General features: G+C 65.7%; 12 protein-coding genes. 4 read left to right on the forward strand and 8 right to left on the reverse strand.

Annotated elements, in window-relative coordinates; all coding sequences use genetic code 11:
- Window positions 1–107 precede the first annotated feature (107 nt).
- The gene (locus SSO01S_RS13120) at window positions 108–335 is read right to left on the reverse strand and encodes a hypothetical protein (RefSeq protein WP_066799444.1); all 228 of its coding nucleotides are present in this window, start codon (window positions 333–335) and stop codon (window positions 108–110) included.
- A complete protein-coding gene (gene mutS, locus SSO01S_RS13125) occupies window positions 332–2,911 on the reverse strand; it encodes a DNA mismatch repair protein MutS (protein WP_066799446.1) in 2,580 nt (859 codons plus the stop codon). The genes SSO01S_RS13120 and mutS overlap by 4 nt, the downstream gene beginning before the upstream one ends.
- A gap of 153 nt (window positions 2,912–3,064) precedes the next feature.
- On the opposite strand from mutS, the gene SSO01S_RS13130 reads away from it, so the two are divergent.
- Together SSO01S_RS13130 and SSO01S_RS13135 are read left to right on the forward strand one after the other, a co-directional pair.
- Entirely contained in the window at window positions 3,065–4,573 is a 1,509-nt protein-coding gene (locus tag SSO01S_RS13130; RefSeq protein ID WP_066799448.1) for a hypothetical protein, read from the forward strand.
- 29 nt (window positions 4,574–4,602) lie between these two features.
- Window positions 4,603–6,858: an NADP-dependent malic enzyme gene (locus SSO01S_RS13135; protein WP_066799450.1), complete on the forward strand. Its 2,256-nt coding sequence runs from the start codon at window positions 4,603–4,605 to the stop codon at window positions 6,856–6,858.
- Between the two features lies 1 nt (window position 6,859).
- Here SSO01S_RS13135 and SSO01S_RS13140 read toward each other — a convergent pair whose 3' ends face one another.
- From SSO01S_RS13140 to SSO01S_RS13150, 3 genes are all read right to left on the reverse strand, one after another.
- Window positions 6,860–7,882: a hypothetical protein gene (locus tag SSO01S_RS13140; RefSeq protein WP_066799452.1), complete on the reverse strand. Its 1,023-nt coding sequence runs from the start codon at window positions 7,880–7,882 to the stop codon at window positions 6,860–6,862.
- 90 nt (window positions 7,883–7,972) lie between these two features.
- Window positions 7,973–8,761: an SDR family oxidoreductase gene (locus SSO01S_RS13145; protein WP_066799454.1), complete on the reverse strand. Its 789-nt coding sequence runs from the start codon at window positions 8,759–8,761 to the stop codon at window positions 7,973–7,975.
- A gap of 147 nt (window positions 8,762–8,908) precedes the next feature.
- Window positions 8,909–10,054 carry an acyl-CoA dehydrogenase family protein gene (locus SSO01S_RS13150; protein ID WP_066799456.1) on the reverse strand — a complete coding sequence of 382 codons (1,146 nt, stop codon included), beginning with the start codon at window positions 10,052–10,054 and terminating at the stop codon, window positions 8,909–8,911.
- Between the two features lie 144 nt (window positions 10,055–10,198).
- Between SSO01S_RS13150 and SSO01S_RS13155 the strand changes: the two genes are divergently transcribed.
- On the forward strand, window positions 10,199–11,626 hold the full coding sequence (locus SSO01S_RS13155) for an MFS transporter (protein ID WP_066799629.1): 1,428 nt from the start codon (window positions 10,199–10,201) through the stop codon (window positions 11,624–11,626).
- A gap of 92 nt (window positions 11,627–11,718) precedes the next feature.
- On the opposite strand, the gene SSO01S_RS17765 is transcribed toward SSO01S_RS13155, so the two are convergent.
- On the reverse strand, window positions 11,719–11,877 hold the full coding sequence (locus tag SSO01S_RS17765; protein ID WP_169798356.1) for a hypothetical protein: 159 nt from the start codon (window positions 11,875–11,877) through the stop codon (window positions 11,719–11,721).
- A gap of 12 nt (window positions 11,878–11,889) precedes the next feature.
- Window positions 11,890–13,170 carry an isocitrate lyase gene (aceA, locus tag SSO01S_RS13160; RefSeq protein WP_066799458.1) on the reverse strand — a complete coding sequence of 427 codons (1,281 nt, stop codon included), beginning with the start codon at window positions 13,168–13,170 and terminating at the stop codon, window positions 11,890–11,892.
- Window positions 13,171–13,474: 304 nt separating this feature from the next.
- Between aceA and SSO01S_RS13165 the strand changes: the two genes are divergently transcribed.
- Window positions 13,475–14,845 (forward strand): helix-turn-helix domain-containing protein, encoded by a 1,371-nt coding sequence (locus SSO01S_RS13165; RefSeq protein ID WP_066799460.1) that lies wholly within the window; start codon window positions 13,475–13,477, stop codon window positions 14,843–14,845.
- Window positions 14,846–14,973: 128 nt separating this feature from the next.
- Here SSO01S_RS13165 and SSO01S_RS13170 read toward each other — a convergent pair whose 3' ends face one another.
- Window positions 14,974–17,943, reverse strand: a complete 2,970-nt coding sequence (locus SSO01S_RS13170) for a glycosyl hydrolase family 28-related protein (RefSeq protein ID WP_066799632.1) — start codon at window positions 17,941–17,943, stop codon at window positions 14,974–14,976.
- Between the last annotated feature and the right edge of the window lie 51 nt (window positions 17,944–17,994).

The following is a 17,994-nucleotide window of genomic DNA, read 5'->3' on the forward strand; positions in this document are numbered from 1 at the left end:
GGGGGGGGGGTAGCCTCCACCAGCGATACCGTCTCGCTTGGGGCGAATACCCCTCCACCAGCTTCGCTGGTCCCCCTCCCCCTCCGGGGGAGGATTTGGAAGTCGCGCTATGCGCTGATGATCGGATGTTCGCCGCGGAGGCGATCGGCGAGGCGTTCGACGGCGGCGTTTTCGTAATGGTCGCCGTCGGGCGTGATCGACCAGTTGCAATGGGGATGGGTCTCGACGCTGTAGAGGCGAACCTCGCCCAGCACCGCGCGCCAATGGCGGCGGTTCTTGCCGAATTCGCGGATCAGCGATTTGACGAACAGATCGATCAGGTCGCGATCGGTCATGCTTCCGCCGCCAGCCCCTTGAGCCGGTAGAGCGCGTCGAGCGCCTCGCGGGGGGAAAGGGCGTCGACGTCGATTGCGGCGAGTTCGGTGCGGAGCGTGTCGATCGCTTCCTCCTCGGCCTCGGCGGCGGCGGCGAAGAGGGGGAGATCGTCGAGCCCGGCTGCGAGGCCACCCGTCTTGGCGCGGCCGGCCTCAAGCTTGTCGAGCACCGCCTTGGCGCGCTTGAGCGCGGCGGGGGGCATGCCGGCGAGGCGGGCGACGGCGATGCCGAAACTGCGATCGGCGGGGCCTTCGGCGACTTCGTGGAGCAGGACGAGATCGCCCTTATATTCGCGCGCGCGAACATGGTGGAGGGTTAGCGCGTCGCAGCGTTCGGCGAGGCGGGTCAGCTCGTGATAATGCGTCGCGAAGAGGCAGCGGCAGCGATTATCCTCATGGATCGCCTCGACCACTGCCCAGGCGATGGCGAGCCCGTCATAGGTGGAGGTGCCGCGCCCGACCTCGTCGAGGATGACGAAGCTGCGCGGAGTGGCCTGGGCGAGGATCGCGGCGGTCTCGACCATCTCGACCATGAAGGTCGAGCGGCCGCGCGCGAGATTGTCCGACGCGCCGACGCGGCTGAACAGGCGATCGACGAGACCCAGCGTTGCGCGCGCGGCGGGGACATAGCTGCCCGCCTGGGCGAGTACGGCGATCAGCGCGTTCTGGCGCAGGAAGGTGGATTTGCCGCCCATGTTCGGGCCGGTGACGAGCCAGAGTCGCGAGCTTTCGGAGAGCGCGCAATCATTGGCGACGAAGCGCGCGCCCGAGCGGGCAAGCGCATCCTCGACCACCGGATGGCGACCGCCCTCGACTTCGAAACAGGCGTGATCGACGAGCGACGGGCGTGCCCAGCCGCCCTCGGCGGCGCGCTCGGCAAGTGCGGAGGACACGTCGATCCGGGCAAGCGCATCGGCGGTGGCGGCGATTTGCTCCCGATTGGCGAGCGCCTGCGCGGTCAGGTCTTCGAGATGCGCGGCTTCGGCGGCGAGCGCGTGGGCGCCGGCCTGCGTGACCTTGATCGCGACTTCGTGGAGATCGGGGGCGTTGAAGCGGACGGCGCCGGCAAGCGTCTGGCGGTGGGTGAAGCCGCTGTCCGCCGCCATCAGCGGATCGGCACTCTTTGCAGCGACCTCGATATGATAGCCGAGCACGCCATTATGCTTGATCTTGAGGCCCGAAATGCCGGTGCGCTGGCGGTAATCGGCCTCCAGCGCAGCGATGGCGCGGCGGCCCCCTGCGCCCGCATCGCGCAGATCGTCGAGCGCGGCGTCATAGCCCTCGGCGATGTAGCCGCCCTTATCGGCGTCGATCGGCGGCTCGGGGACGAGCGCGCGGGAGAGCAGATCGATCAGCGCGCCGTGCCCGCCCAGTTGCGGGACCAGTTCGCCGAGCAACGCCGGGCTGTCGCCGATCCGGCCTAGCCGTTCGCCCAGCCGCCATGCACCATCGAGCCCATCGCGGAGCTGGCCGAGATCGCGGGGTGATCCTCGCCCGGCGGCGAGGCGTCCGAGCGCACGGCCGATATCGGGGAGCGCGCGGAGATTGCCGCGCACCATGTCGCGCAGCCCGCCATCGTCGTGGAAGCGCTGGACCAGATCGAGCCGCGCATCGATGGCGGCGCGATCCATCAGCGGCGCGGCGATATCCTGCCCGAGCAGGCGCGCGCCCGCGCCGGTGACCGTGCGATCGACCGCGTCGAGCAGGCTGCCCTTGCGCGCGCCCGAAGCGGTCTGGCACAGTTCGAGGCTTTCGCGCGTGGCCGCGTCGATCGCCATGGCGGCTTCGGTGCGGGTGACGCGCGGGGGGCGCAGGAATGGGAGCGATCCCTTTGCCGTGTGATCGAGATAGGCGACGAGGCCGCCCGCCGCCGCCAGCGCGGCGCGCGAGAATTGACCGAAGCCATCGAGCGTCGCGACCTGGAACAGGCGCTTGAGCCGCGCCTCGCCCTGGGCGCTGTCGAAATCCACGCGCGGGCGCAGCGCCGTTGCCAGCTGGGCGAAGTCGGAAGCTTCCGAGGCGATGATCTCGGCAGGGGAAAGGCGAGCGAGCTCGGCATCGGCGCGGCTGGCATCGGTTTCGATGATTTGGAAGATGCCGGTGGAAATATCGGCGCAGGCGATGGCGACCTGGCCGCCCGCTTCGCCGATCGCGGCGCACCAGTTTGCCGCGCGGCTGTCGAGCAACGTCTCCTCGGTCAGCGTGCCGGCGGTGACGACGCGGACGATGGCCCGGGCGACGAGCGCCTTCGATCCACCGCGCTTCTTCGCTTCCTCGGGCGTCTCGGTCTGGTTGGCGATGGCGACGCGGTGCCCCGCCTTGATCAGCCGGGCGAGATAGCCCTCCATCGCATGGACGGGCACGCCGCACATCGGGATGCGCTCACCCGCATGCTCGCCGCGCGCCGTCAGCGCGATATCGAGCGCGGCGCTGGCGATCTTCGCGTCCTCGAAGAACAGTTCGAAGAAATCGCCCATCCGGTAGAAGAGCAGGCAATCCTCGGCCTCGGCCTTGAGCGCCAGATATTGGGCCATCATCGGGGTGGGGGTGGCGGAGGACATGCTGCCCTTCGCTAGCCAGCCGCGCCCGATATTCCAAGAGAGCGTGACAGCGTGGTTGTGGACCGATAACGCCGAAGGATGGACAGGCAGCCAGGCGCATCAGGCAGATCGGGTGGAGGCCCGTGGCTTTTGCGCTGGCCGGCGATCGCGCTGTTCGCCTGTGCCGCAGTGCTGCCGCTGCTCTTTACCGCGATCCCGCCGCTGATCGACGTGCCCGGCCATCTCGGCCGCTATGCGATCCAGGCGGCGGGGCCGGAGAGCCCGCTGCGCAGCTATTTCGATTTCCGCTGGGCGCTGTCGCTGAATCTGGGCGTGGATCTGGCGGTCGAGGCGCTGCGGCATGTATTCGGGCTGGCGGGGGCGCTGTGGGTGGTGGTCGCGGCGACGACGGCGCTGACCGTGCTGGGCCTGTTCCTGATCGCGCGGGCGGGCAATCCCCAGGGCGCCTATGCGCTGAGCTGGGCGCTGCCCTTCGTCCACGGATTCGCGTTCCGGCACGGGTTCGTCAATTTCTCACTGGGCATGGCATTGTCGCTGCTGGGATTTGCGGGGTGGCTGCATCTGGCCAAGCGGCAAAGGCTGCGCGCGGCGCTGATCCTGCCGTTCGCGCCCATGCTGCTGGTGGTGCATGCGGTGGGCGGCGGGCTGCTGATCGTGATGGCCGGCGGGCGCGAGGCCTGGCGGGCGTGGCGCGCGCGCGACTGGCGGCTGGCGCTGGCGGCATGGCCGCTTGCGCCCGCCATCGCCTTTGCCGCTGCGTTTCTGCTGTTTGGTAATGCGGGCGGCGGGGAGACGCGATGGGTGCTGGAGCGGAAGCTGGACGGGCTGATGATGCCCGTGCGCGACCAATATATCCTGCTCGATATCGGCACGGTGCTGCTGACCATCGCGGTCTTGATGACCGGGTGGCGGGCAGGCGCGCGGATGCGCGAGCCGGGCGCGGTGATCGCGATGGCATTGCTCTTCATCGCCGCCCCGGCGCTGCTGTCTGGCGTCGCGCATGTCGATTCGCGACTGGTGCCCGTGCTGGCGATGCTCGCGCTCGCCTTGCTCGACTGGAGCATGGTGAGAGCCCGGCTGCGGCTGTGCGTGATGATCGCGGGGCTGGTGCTGTTCGCGGTGCGGCTGGCGGTCACGACCACGGCCTTTGTCGGCTATGGCGCGAGCTATGCCAGCGAGATGCGCGCGCTGGACCATATCGAGCGGGGAAGCCGGGTGCTGGCGCTGACCCAGGTCGAATGCGGGCTGGCGGGATGGCGCGAGGCGCGGCTGGACCATGTCTCCAACCTGGCGAGCGTCTATCGCGACGCCTGGGTCAATTCGCACTGGGCGGCGGCGGGCGTGCAATTGCTGGAGATACGCTACCGCCCCTCAGCGGCTTATTATGCCGATCCGTCCGAGTTCGTGTGGCCCGATCGCTGCGTGGACAAGGCCAAGCCCTTTGAAGCGCGTTCGCGGCACATGCTGGCCGAGACGATGGCGCGGCTGCCGATCGATCGCGTCGACTATCTGTGGCTGATCGGCGCCCGCCTGCCCGCCGGTTTTGCCGATCCGCGCCTCGTTCCGATATGGTCGAACGGCGGCAGCACGCTATTTGCGGTGCGCGCGGCGGTTCCCAATCCGCCTTCGCGCCTCTAAGAGGCGCCAAAGACCCCAAGGAAGTTAGAATGACCGAAGCGAGCAGCGTCCAGTTTTCCGAGCGCGAGGCGCTGCTCTATCACAGTGAGGGCCGCCCGGGGAAAATCGAGATCGTCGCGTCGACGCCGATGGCGACGCAGCGCGATCTGGCGCTGGCCTATTCGCCGGGCGTAGCCGTGCCGGTGCGCGCGATCGCCGAGGATCCGGCAACCGCTTATGATTACACGGCAAAGGGAAACCTTGTCGCCGTCATCTCAAATGGTACCGCTATCCTGGGGCTGGGCAATCTGGGCGCGCTGGCTTCCAAGCCTGTGATGGAAGGCAAGGCGGTGCTCTTCAAGCGCTTCGCCGATGTCGATTCGATCGATATCGAGCTGAAGACCGAGGATGTCGACCGGATCATCGACGCGATCGAGCTGATGGAGCCGAGCTTTGGCGGCATCAATCTGGAGGACATCAAGTCCCCCGAATGCTTCGTGATCGAGCAGACCCTGCGCGAACGCATGAACATCCCGGTGTTCCATGACGACCAGCACGGCACCGCGATCATCGCTGCCGCGGGGCTGATCAACGCGCTGCACCTGACCGGGCGCGACATCAAGAATACCCAGGTGGTGATGAACGGCGCGGGCGCGGCGGCGATCGCCTGTGCCGAGCTGATCAAGGCGATGGGGCTGCCTTCGGGCAATCTGCTGATGCTCGATCGCACCGGCGTGATCTATCAGGGGCGCGAAGGCGTGAACCAGTGGCAATCGGCGCATGCCGTGGCCACCGAGCGCCGCACCCTGGCCGACGCGCTGAAGGGCGCGGACGTCTTCATGGGCCTGTCGGCGGCGGGCGCGCTGCCGGCCGAGCTGCTCAAGACCATGGCCGACAAGCCGATCATCTTCGCGATGGCCAATCCCGATCCCGAGATCACCCCGCCGGAAGCGCGCGCGGCGCGGCCCGATGCGATCATCGCCACGGGGCGTTCGGACTATCCGAACCAGGTCAACAACGTGCTGGGCTTCCCCTTCATCTTCCGCGGGGCGCTCGACGTGCGCGCGACGACGATCAACGACGAGATGAAGATCGCGGCGGCGACCGCGCTCGCCGAACTGGCGCGGCAGCAGGTGCCCGAAGAAGTGGCGGCGGCCTATGGCGTGAAGCATTCGTTCGGCCCCGAATATATCATTCCGGCGCCGTTCGACCCCCGGCTGATGGAGATCGTGCCCGCCGCCGTCGCCAAGGCGGCGATGGATTCGGGCGTGGCGACCAAGCCGATCACCGACTTTGCCGCGTATCGCCAGTCGCTGCGCGCACGGCTCAACCCGACCACCTCGGTGCTGAGCCTGGCCGATGAAGGCGCACGGGCGAACCCCAAGCGCGTGATCTTCGCCGAGGCCGAGGAAGAAGTGGTGCTGCGCGCGGCGATCGCCTTCAAGGCGGAGGGCTATGGCACGCCGGTGCTGGTGGGGCGCGAGAGCGTGCACGAAAAGCTGCGCGCGCTAGGCGCCAACCCAGACGATTTCGAGCTGCACAACAGCGTCAATTCGCCGCTCGTGCCCGAGATGGTCGATCTGCTCTACACGCGGCTGCAGCGCCGCGGCTATCTGCGCCGCGACGCCGAGCGCATGGTCAATCGCGACCGCAACATCTTTGGCGGGCTGCTGCTCCAGATGGACAAGGCCGATGCGATGATCACCGGCGTGACGCGCACCTGGGCCGAATCGATGCGCCAGGTGAAGCGGGTGATCGATCCCCAGCAGGGGCAGACGCCGTTTGGCATGCACATCCTGGTCGGCCAGTCGCACACCGTGTTCATGGCGGATACCACCGTCAACGAGCGGCCCAGCGCCGACGAACTGGCGGACATTGCCGAGGGCGCAGCCCTGGTCGCGCGCCGCATGGGGCACGAGCCGCGCGTCGCGTTCCTGAGCTATTCCAACTTCGGGAACCCCGAGGGGCGCTGGCTGGAAAACCTGCGCGGCGCGATCAAGGTGCTCGACGGGCGCGGGGTCGAGTTCGAATATGAAGGCGAGATGTCGCCCGACGTGGCGCTCAACCCCAAGCAGCTCGCCAATTATCCCTTCGCGCGGCTATCGGGTCCGGCAAACGTGCTGATCATGCCGGGCCTGCAATCGGCCAACATCTCGGCGAAGCTGCTGCGCGAGCTGGGCGGCGATTCGATCATCGGCCCGATCCTTATGGGCATGGAGAAATCCGTGCAGATCGCGCCGATGACCGCAAGCGCAAGCGAGCTGGTGATGCTGGCGGTGCTCGCGGCGGGTGGGATCGCGCGCTGATTTAGGCTGGCGGCGTCCCTTCATCCTCATCGGTGACGGGTAGCACGGCGGCAATGCGCCGCTGGTGCCGTTCGATCGCGATGAGGAGGAAGAAGAACATCAGCGCCAGGAAGCCGCCGAAGATGCGTAGCGCTGTGGCTAGATCGACATGGCCCTGCACATTGCCGTCCATGATTTGCATCCGCTTCAGCTCTGCGTCGGCTGCGTTGCTGCGGCGGCGTTCTTCCAGCAGGGTGAAATATCTGTCCTGCATCGCACGGAATATCTGTGAGTGTGATTGGGTGCCCTTGGGGAACTCCATTGCCGTGACGGTGTCTGTATAGGGGACCTCAACCGCCCGGTTTTCGGCGCATCCCATCGGCGAATAATACCAGCCTTCGCAAGCTGTGCTGTAGGTGTTCCAGCCGCGCCGATACTCGGTTCTCGTCCGGCGCACTTCGCGCTGCACTGCCACCTTTTTCGCGCTTCTATATCGCCGCAGCCGCTCGGCGGCTTTGGGCTCGCCCGAAGCCGTAGACATCGTGGCCAAGAGTGCCTCCAGATCGCTTTGATCCTTTTCGAAGTCGAGTTCGCCACTGGTCACCGCCCGCAGACGCTGGGCCGACTTCACGAAGTTATCGTCGAATTCGTCGCTGCTGAGCGTCTTGTCCTCGGGTTGGCGGAAGGGCTCGAACTTCGTGCGAAACAGCGCATAATAGCGCTTAACGAAATCGGCGTAGTATTTTTGGCGCGCGGCATCCACGGCGGGGGACCCATCGCCCTCTGCGGCTTTCGTACTAACGTCTTCCGCATCGACGATCTCGCTGGCCGTCACATTCGCAACTGCCTCCTTCACCGATGCAGGCGATTGAGCGATCCGGTATAATCCCGCTACCGCGAGATAGAATGTGTAGAGGATCAACAGCGTGGCGATGATCAGCACGGTCGCCCGCAGCACACGCAGATAGACCTCCTCGGCCCGATCAAAAAAATCGGCCATTCGACTGGCTACCGGCCGCGTCGCGGCCTGCGTCTCGCTTTCCATTGCATTGCCCCCAATCCCTTCGCTTAGCGTGGGGGAAAACCGGGGCGCGTCAACAGCGGAACCGGGAGACCGGCCGGATCGGACCAAATTCTACCCGTCGATGCTGCCGCTCAGGCTGGCGTTGACGATGCCGCCGTCGACGGTGAGGGTTTCGCCGACGACGTAATCGCCTGCGCGCGACGCCAGATAGATTGCGGCACCGGCCATGTCTTCATCGACACCGATGCGGCCAGAGGGGATGCGCTTGGCGACGCCATCGGCATGATCGCGGGCGGCCTTGTTCATGTCGCTGGGGAAAGCGCCGGGGGCGAGCGAGGAGACGACGATGCGATCGCTGATGAGGCGCGCGGCGAGGCGACGGGTGAGGTGGATCAGCGCAGCCTTCGACGCCTGATAGCTATAGGTCTCCCACGGATTGACGCGCTGGCCGTCGATCGAGGTGATGTTGATCACCTTGGCGGGCTGGGCCTCGCTGGCGGCGGCCTTGAGCAGGGCGTGGAGTGCCTGGGTGAGGAAGAAGGGCGACTTCACGTTGAGGTCCATCACCTTGTCCCAGCCGCTTTCCGGGAATTCGTCGAACGGCACGCCCCATGCCGCGCCGGCATTGTTGACGAGGATGTCGAGCCTGGGTTCGCGCTCGGCAATGGCGGCGGCGAGCGCGCGGCAGCCTTCGACCGTCGAGACGTCCATGGGGAGCGAGATGCAATTTGGGCCGAGCGCTTCGGCGGTGGCGTTGCAGGCGTCGGCCTTGCGCGCCGAAATATAGACCTTGGCCCCCTGTTGGATGAAGCCGTCGGCAATCATCCGGCCGATCCCGCGCGACCCGCCGGTGACAAGCGCGACGCGACCGTCGAGGCGGAAGAGTTTGCTGGTGTCCATGATGCTCTCCTAACTGCGCCCGAGCTGGCCGGGCGGTGATCTGATCTCGTCTTCCCGGCGAAAGCCGGGATCTTGTGCCGCGTGCGCGACATAGACATTCAATCCCGCTTGAGATGCCAGCTTTCGCTGGCATGACGGGCTTTGGCTTCAGCCTCCCCGCTTGATCGTTTCGCGGGCGATGATGAGTTGCTGGATCTGGCTGGTGCCTTCGTAGATCCGGAACAGGCGCACGTCGCGGTAGAACCGCTCGATGCCGTAATCGGCGATATAGCCCGCGCCGCCGAAGATCTGCACCGCGCGATCGGCGACGCGGCCGACCATCTCGCTGGCGAAATATTTGGTGGCGGCGGCCTCCATCGTGGTGTTCTCTCCCGCATCCTTGCGCGCGGCGGTTTCCATGACGAGCGCCTTAGCGGCCAACACCTCGGTCTTGCTGTCCGCGATCATCGCCTGGATGAGCTGATGCTCGGCAATGGGCTTGCCGAACTGATTGCGTGTCGATGCATAAGCGACGGAATCGGCGATCAGCCGCTCCGCGATGCCGACGCAGACCGCCGAGATGTGGAGCCGCCCGCGATCGAGCACGCGCATCGCGATCTTGAACCCTTCACCCTCCGCGCCGAGGCGGAGCGAAGCGGGGACCGGCGTGTCATCGAACACGACATCGGCAACCTTTGCGCCCTTTTGCCCCATCTTCCTTTCGGGTTCCCCGACGCTGACCCCGGGAAGATCGCGCGGCACGAGAAAGGCGGAGACGCCGCGTGCGCCGGGCTCATCCCCGGTGCGCGCCATTACGGTGAAGACATGCGCCCTGTCGGCATTGGTGATGAAGCGCTTGGTGCCGGTGAGGCGATAGGCATCGCCGTCCCTGATCGCCCGCGTCTTCACCGCGCCACTGTCCGACCCGACATCGGGCTCAGTCAGTGCGAAGCTGGCGATCACTTCGCCGCTGGCGATGCGCGGCAGCCAATCGGCCCGTTGTTCGGGCGTGCCCGCCATGACGAGCGCCTGGGAGCCGATGCCGATATTCGTGCCAAAGGCCGAGCGGAATGCTGGCGTGGTGCGGCCCAGTTCGACCGCGACCTTGGATTCCTCGAGCATCGTCAGGCCCAGCCCGCCATATTCCTCGGCGATCGAAAGGCCGAACAGGCCGAGCGCCTTCATCTCCTCGATGATGTGCGCCGGGACGGCATCGGCCTCCTCCACTTCACCCTCAAGCGGACGGAGCCGCTCGGCGACGAAGCGGCAGATCGTCCCGATCAGCGTGTCGAAGATCTCAGGATCTAGCGCCATGGATACACCGTGCTTTGAGTTCGAAGCCCAGCGGCTATCACGCGGACAAGGGATCGAGCAAGCCATACCCGATCTTCCAATAAGCGCGATTGACGCGCCTTCGCCCGCACTTATGGTAGCCCGGACAAGCGTTTGGAGAAGATGATGACCGATGGCCCCGGCGTGCCGCCGATCCGACAAGTCGGGCGCCGTTCGACGCTGGCTTATGGCTTTGGCGCAGTTGCCTATGGCGTGAAGGATTTCGGTTTTTCGACCTTCCTGCTGCTATTTTACAGTCAGGTGCTGGGCCTGCCCGCCGCGAAGGTGGGCTTCGCGATCATGTGCGCGCTGATCCTCGACGCGTTTCTGGATCCGCTGATCGGGCTGCTTTCCGACAATACCCGCAGCCGATGGGGCAGGCGGCATCCGTGGATGTACGCCGCCGCGCTGCCGATCGGGCTGGGGTGGCTGTTGCTGTGGAACCCGCCCGCAGTGTCGGAGAGCATGCAATTGCTCTGGGTGTTCGCGACCTCGGTGATCGTGCGCAGCGCAATCTCCGCTTATGAAGTGCCATCGCAGGCGCTGACCCCCGAACTATCGGCCGATTATGACGAGCGGACCCGGCTGACCGCCTATCGATACCTGTTCGGATGGATGGGCGGGATGGTGACGCTGTTCGTCACCTATGCCTGGCTGATGGCGGGCCCGGGCGGGAAGCCGGACCAGCTGAATCCGGCAAATTACCCGGCTTTCGCACTTTTCGGCGCGGGGGCGATGGTGTTGGCGATCCTGGTTTCCGCCATCGGCACGCACGGCGAAATCGGGAGGCTCCCAAAGCCCGAACTAGCGCGGCAATCGCTGGGCCATCATTTCCGGGACCTGTGGCAGACCGTGCAGAACCGGGCGTTTGCCGTGCTGATGCTTGCCGGGCTTTGCTATTACACCGCGCAGGGCGTGTCCTTTGCGCTGGCCAATTTGCTCTATCTGCACGTCTGGCGCTTTGACACGGGGGCGTTCACGCTGCTTGCGCCCAGCCTGTTTCTGGGGGCGGCGCTGGCGTTCATCTTCGCCCCGCGCGTAGCGGCGCGGCTGGGCAAGCGCGCAGCGGCGATGGGGTTCATGATCGGCGCGACCGTGATGATCTCTTCGCCCTATGCGCTGCGGCTGGTCGGAATGTTCCCAGAGCCCGGAGATCCGGTGATGCTGCCGTTGCTGCTGGTGATCTTTTGCATCAACACCGCGTGCGCGGTTTCGACCACGCTGCTGGGCGCATCGATGATGGCCGATGTGGTGGAGGATTCAGAAGCCAAGACAGGGCGGCGATCCGAAGGCGTGTTCTTTTCGGGCGCGTTCTTCATCCAGAAATGTTGCGGCGGGCTGGGCATCTTTGGCGCGAGCCTGATCATGCATTTCGCTGCCTTCCCCGATGGCGCGAAGGTGGGGACGGTCCCGACAGCCTCGATCGACCGGCTGACGCTGTATTTCATCCTGGCCTATATCGCGCTGGGCTGGCTGGCGGCCTATTTCTACCGCCGCTTCCCCTTCGGCAAGGCGGAGCATGATGCGCGGGTTGCGGCGCTGGCAAAGCGCTGATGGGCGTTCTTTCCAATCTGCTCGAACGGTAATGCCCGCCGGGGCCTGAGCTCCCGGCGGGCATCCTTTCCTCCCCAGGAAAGTCGGTTCCGTCAGCCGCCGACGCGGCCGAGACGGTGATAGAGATTGGCGAATTTCACCGATTCCGGCTGATCCTTGATCGCCTGAAGATGCGTGCCGACGGCCTCGCGGATCAGGCGGAAGTCTTCGGTGGAGAAGACAGCGCGGCTGCGCTGGGGTTCATTGGTCATCGCAAATACTCCTTACGCTGCTTGACTGTGGAACTGATCGGCTTCGGTGGATTCGGAATAAGCGGTAGTCGAGCTCTCGCCGCCGGCCACGGCCTGGGCGATCAGATCGAAATAGCCGGTGCCGACTTCGCGCTGATGCTTGGTCGCGGTGTAGCCATTGGCCTCCGCTGCGAATTCGGCCTGCTGGAGCTCCGAATAGGCCGCCATGCCGCGATCCTTGTAGCCGCGCGCCAGTTCGAACATGCCGTAATTGAGCTGGTGAAAGCCAGCGAGGGTGACGAACTGGAACTTGTATCCCATCGCGCCGATCTCACGCTGGAAGCGGGCGATATCGTCCTTGTCCAGCTTGGCCTCCCAGTTGAAGCTGGGCGAGCAATTATACGCCAGCATCTTGTCCGGATATTCCTTCTTGATCGCCTCGGCGAAGCGCCGCGCGTCTTCCAGATTGGGATAGCTGGTCTCCCACCAGAGCAGATCGGCATGCTGGGCGAAGCTGAGGCCGCGCTTGATGCAGTGATCGACGCCAGTGCCTTCCTTGAGGCGGTAAAAGCCCTCGGCGGTGCGCTCGCCGGTCAGGAATTCATGGTCGCGCTCGTCGATGTCCGAGGTGATCAGCTTGGCGCTCTCGGCATCGGTGCGAGCGCAGATGATCGTCGGCACGCCGCAGACGTCCGCCGCGAGGCGCGCGCTGTCGAGATTACGGATATGCGCTTGCGTCGGGATCAGAACCTTGCCGCCCAGATGGCCGCACTTCTTTTCCGAAGCGAGCTGGTCCTCATAATGCACACCCGCGGCACCCGCAGCGATATAGGCCTTCATGATCTCGAAGCAGTTGAGCGGGCCGCCAAAGCCGGCCTCGGCATCGGCGACGATCGGCGCGAACCAATCGCGCGTGGCGCCGCCTTCCGAATGCTCGATCTGATCGGCGCGCTGCAACGCGTTGTTGATCCGCTTGCACAGCTCCGGCCCAGCGTTGGCGGGGTAGAGCGACTGATCGGGGTACATCGCACCGGCGGTGTTGGCGTCGGCGGCAACCTGCCAGCCCGAGAGATAGATCGCCTGAAGCCCGGCGCGGACCTGCTGCATCGCCTGATTGCCCGACATGGCCCCCAGCGAATTGATATAGGGCTCTGACTTGAGCAGTTCCCAAAGCTTGAGCGCACCCTTGCGTGCCAGCGTGTGCTCGACCGCAACAGACCCGCGAAGCTTTGCCACGTCATCGGCGCTGTACGGACGGACGATGCCGTCAAAGCGGCCAGCGGGAGCGGGGATCAGATCTTCGAACGTGGTCATGTTTGTCGTTTCCTTGACTGAACTGACCGTTACGTAACGCGGATTGGCGGCGTGGGCAGCGATTCGCGCAGGGGTTTGGGGTTTTGTTGTCGGGGTGCGGCGATGGTTGCATGTCGTGATGTAAATAATTTACAAGGCAGTATCGTCACCCCGGACTTGTTCCGGGGGCCACGGTGCGGCGGGCGGTTTGGCTAGAGGCTCTAGTTTCGCGCGTGCGGTTGGGTGGACCCCGGAACAGGTCCGGGGTGACGGTGAAGGGTATTGGGCGGCGCGTGTTCGCGACGAGCCTGGCAGGAGCGTTTGAATGGCCGAGGGCAAGCTTTTCGCGGGGCATCCGATACGGCGGCTGCGGCGGCAGATGGGGCTTACCCAGGCCGCGATGGCGGAAGCGCTGGGGGTGTCCCCAAGCTATCTCAATCTGGTCGAGCGCAACCAGCGGCCGGTGTCTGCGGTGCTGATGCTGCGGCTGGCAGAGACCTATGATTTCGACCTCCGCACGCTTTCCGCGAGCGAGCCGGGCGGGGGCGCGGAGGCGATCCGGCGGCGGCTGGCCGATCCGATCTTCGCCGATCTGGAGATCGATCGGCACCAGATGGAGGAGTGGCTGGCAGGCGCGCCGGGCGGAGCGGAGGCCTTTGCGCGTGCCTATGACCGGATGGGGCAGGGCGGCGCAGCGGAGGGTTCGGGCCCCGATGCGGCGGGACAGGTGCGCCAGGCGATCGAGCGCTGGCGCAACCACTTCGCCGATCTGGATGCGGCGGCGGAAGCGCTGGCGGACGAATTGCGGATGCGCGGCGACCTGTATGGCGCGGTGACCGAGCGGCTGCGGGTGAAACATCAACTATCGGTGCGCATCCTGCCGGCCGACGTGCTGGGTGGTACGCTCAAGCGGCTCGACATGCATGCGCGGCAGTTGCAGCTTTCCGAGATGCTCGACGCAAGCGCGCGCAGCTTTGCGGTTGCAGAGCAGCTGGCGTGGGAAGCACGTGAGCAGATCGACGCGCTGGTGCGCGGGGCGGGACTCGACCGGCTGGGCGAGCGGCTGTTCCGGCGGCATCTGACCGGCTATTTCGCGGCGGCGGTGATGATGCCCTATGCGCGTTTCCTTCGGGCGTGCGAGGCGACGGGCTATGACCTGGATATACTCCAGCGGCGCTTTGGCGCGAGTTTCAGCCAGGTGGCGCACCGGTTGACCACGCTGCAGCGCGTGGGGGCACGCGGGCTGCCCTTCTTCATGCTGCGGGTGGATCGCGCGGGGCAGATTTCGAAACGCTATGGCGGGGCGAGCGGATCGCCCCTGGCCGAAGGGCCGGGAATCTGCCCGCTATGGGATGCGTTCGCCGCGTTCGCGCGGGCGGACATGACGGTGACCGATCTGGTCGAGACGGAGGATGGCAGCCGCTGGTTCACGCTGGCGCGCAGCGTGACGCCGCAGGGTGCGGGGCAGATGCATGCGCGCTTCGCGGTGATCCTCGGGCTGGAATCGGGCGATGCACACGGGCTGGCGGCGGCACGCGGGCTGGATCTGGCCGGGCGCGCCACGCCGATCGGGCTGGGCTGCCGGGCATGCACGCGGGTCGATTGCCCGCAACGATCCGCGCCGCCTGCCGGACGCGCGCTGATCGTGGCCGAACGCGAGAGCGGGGTTACGCCGTTTGGGTTTGCGGGGGATTAGAGCTTGATCCATCCGGATTGAATAGCCGTCATCCAGGTCGAAGCGGGGAGCCGGAGCCGGGAGCGGCATCCCCTGTCGTCCTGGGTCCCCGCTTTCGCGGGGATGACGATTCAGTGTGGGGCCTCGTTCTAGATCGCGACCCGGTACAAAGCGTGGTGGGTGAGGATGAACAGGGTTCGCCCATCCCGCCCGCCGATCACCAGTTGCAGCGGGCGTTCGGGCACGTCGATGCGGCGGATCGGCTTGCCGGCCGCGTCATAGACGAACACCTGCCCGTTCGCGACATAGAGCGTGCCGTCGGTCGCGCGCGCGACGCTCTCCCCGCCGCGATCGGCGACGACCTTGAGATCGGTAAGCGTGCCGTTCGCGCCGACGATCCCGCTATAGGTGCGGTTCTCGGAAGAATTGGTCAGCACGACGCGCTCGCCCGGGCGGCCGGTGACGAAGCCGTAGGTGTCGAGCGTATCGGACCAGCGCCAGCCGAGATGATCATCGGGGCCCTGGTTCCAGACGCGGAAGGCGGGGAGGACGAGGCTGCCATCGGGCGAGACATATTCGCGCGGCTTGGGCGTCGCCATCGCGCGGGTGAAGAACTCCGAGATCGGCGGATATTCATATGTCTTCCGATCGATGCGGTCGGCGAATTCGCCATTGGCCCACATGTTGACCGGGAAGGCTGTCAGCGCATCGGGACGCGGCTTCGCGTCGGTCGGCGCGATCACCTGAACCTCGGCGGGCTTTGCGGGATCGATGCTGTATACGCTCGCGTCATGCCCGGCTGACGACAGGACCAGCAGGCGCCCCGAACGATCGACCGCGAGGTTGACCGGATCGAGCGGCGCGTCGGCGAGGATCGAAAGCCCTTCCTTCTCCGACCAGCCATGGATGCGATGGAAGAAGCGGTCGATGAAATAGAGCTTGCCGCTCGCATCCACCGCGCCGCCGGCGATCGAATAAAAGCCGTCGGCCAGCTTCTCGACGCCGGGGGTGACCGGAAGCGCCGTCTTGCCCGGAGGCACAGGGCCGAGATCGAACCGCGCGAACTCGCGCTCGCGCACTTCCTGGCCGCCGGTCATGTCCCGAATCGCATTCTGGAACGGATATTTGCTGGCGCGCAGAAAGGTGCCGCAGCCCTTGGAATCGCAGCTCGCAAAGGCGCTTTCGGCGTTCACATGGACGTTGCGGAAGCGGATATGGCTGGAGTTGTAGAGCTTCACCGCTGCGTCCATCGGCTTGGCGGTTCGGGTGACGCGATAGCCGTGATAATTGGCGAACAGGATGTTCTTCGAATTGCGGAATTCGGTGGAGACCGCGTTCACGCCATCGCGTACCTCCTGTTCGGTCTGCGGCGCGTGGAATTCCCAATTCTCAACATTCTCCAGCACGACCTCGGCACGGTAATGATGCTCGGCCGACAGCTCATAGACATAGCCGGGGGTCTTGGTGTCCGAGACATAGAAGCCCGCCGACATCAGCGTGTTTGGCGACCAGATCGCGGCGAAGGTGCCGCCGCCGCCATCGGTCACCCAGATGCTCGGATGCTGGCCGTCCTGCCGCGCTGTGGGGATCGAGCCGTTATGCCCGGTGATCCGCACATCGTTGACCATCGATGCTTCGCCGGCCTTCCACAGCAGGGCCGTGGCGCGCGGATTGGTGTTGCCGGTGTTGAGGCCGACGCTGAGGACGATCGCGTTGCCGCCCTTGGCGCTGGCCAGCAGCGGATATGCGCTGCCGACGCCGCGAAAAGCGGGCGTGTCGTCGGGCAGGACCAACTGAGTGTGATTGGGGTGGAGCGCGATCAGCACGCTGTCGGGCCGCAGTCGGATCGTGTCGGTCACGCGGTAGCGGCCCATGGGGAGATAGACGACGCGGTGCGTGTCGATCGCCTTTTGCAGCGCTGCGGTGTCGTCGGTCGCGTCATCGCCCTTCACGCCTAGATCATGGGCGTTGGTCCATTCGCTCACCGGCGGCAGTGCGGGGATGGCCGGACTGCGGCGCGGCGGCAGCTTTGCCAGCGCATCGATCTTCGCGATCGTGCCGAAGCTGCCCGGGGTGCCGAGGCCGGATAATTGGAGGCCATAGGAAAAATCGGCGACGCGATAGTTGCGGCCCTTTCCATCGACCGTTTTGCCACTGTCCCGGAAGCGGGCGAAGACCGGGGTGTTGGTGGCGAGCACTTCCTCGAAGCCGATCTGGGTGAAGACGCTGTCTTCGTTCGAGATCAGCACCGCGGCCTTGGATATATTTTCGAAGCGGACATGCTTGCCCCACAGCGAATCCGAATAGCCGCGATCGATCTCGACGCCGACCGGCGTGTTCTTCATCAGCACGTTGACCAGCGTGAGGCGAACCTCATGCTCGCGGATCGCGGCTTCGCGCTGGCCGTCAAATTCGGAATCGATCAGCGTGAACTGCCAGGCGGGCGATGTCTTCTCGGTGAGGATGCCATAGCGGCCGCCGTAGAAGCGCAGATTCTCACACTCATTGCCGGCCTGATAGATGCCCGCCAGTCCGGAACCGAGGTGAAAGTCGATGTGCCTGAGGAAGCCGTGCTGCGCGACGCGGAAACGCACCGCGACCGCGCCGCCATTGCCCTTGCCGATCTCGAAATCCACGTTGGAGAGCGTGGAATAAAAGGTCGTCGATGTTGCATCGAATTCCTTTTCGGTTGCAGGTACGCTGGTGGGAGGTGGAACAGGTACACGCCCCGATCGGTACTGATCCTCGCCCGTGAACGCGATCATCGCGGCTATTCCGGCGCCATAGCCGGGCGTGTTGTCGTCCAGCACGATCACCGGCCGGCTTTTCCCCACGCCGAACACGCGCACGCCCGAGCGCAGGAAGATCGTGCGGCTGATCCGGTAGCGGCCCTCGGGCAGGAAGACGATGCCGCCCTTGAACTGCCCGGCCGAGGGATTGGCGGCGCGATCGATCGCGGACTGGAGCGCATCGCTGTCATCGGCCCGGCCATCGCCGACCCCCTTCACGGTGATCGCGCGCGGATCATTGGGCTGGCTTTTATAGACCGAATTGGAGCCCGCGAAGGCGGAGAGGGGGCTCAGCAGCAACAGCGCCGCGAACAGCAGGCGGAAGGCCATCATGCGTACCTCTCCCGAAGATATGCGGCTGGCGGGCGGCGCGCCGCCGCC

The organism is Sphingomonas soli NBRC 100801 (genome assembly GCF_001591025.1).
GTDB lineage: Bacteria > Pseudomonadota > Alphaproteobacteria > Sphingomonadales > Sphingomonadaceae > Sphingomonas > Sphingomonas soli.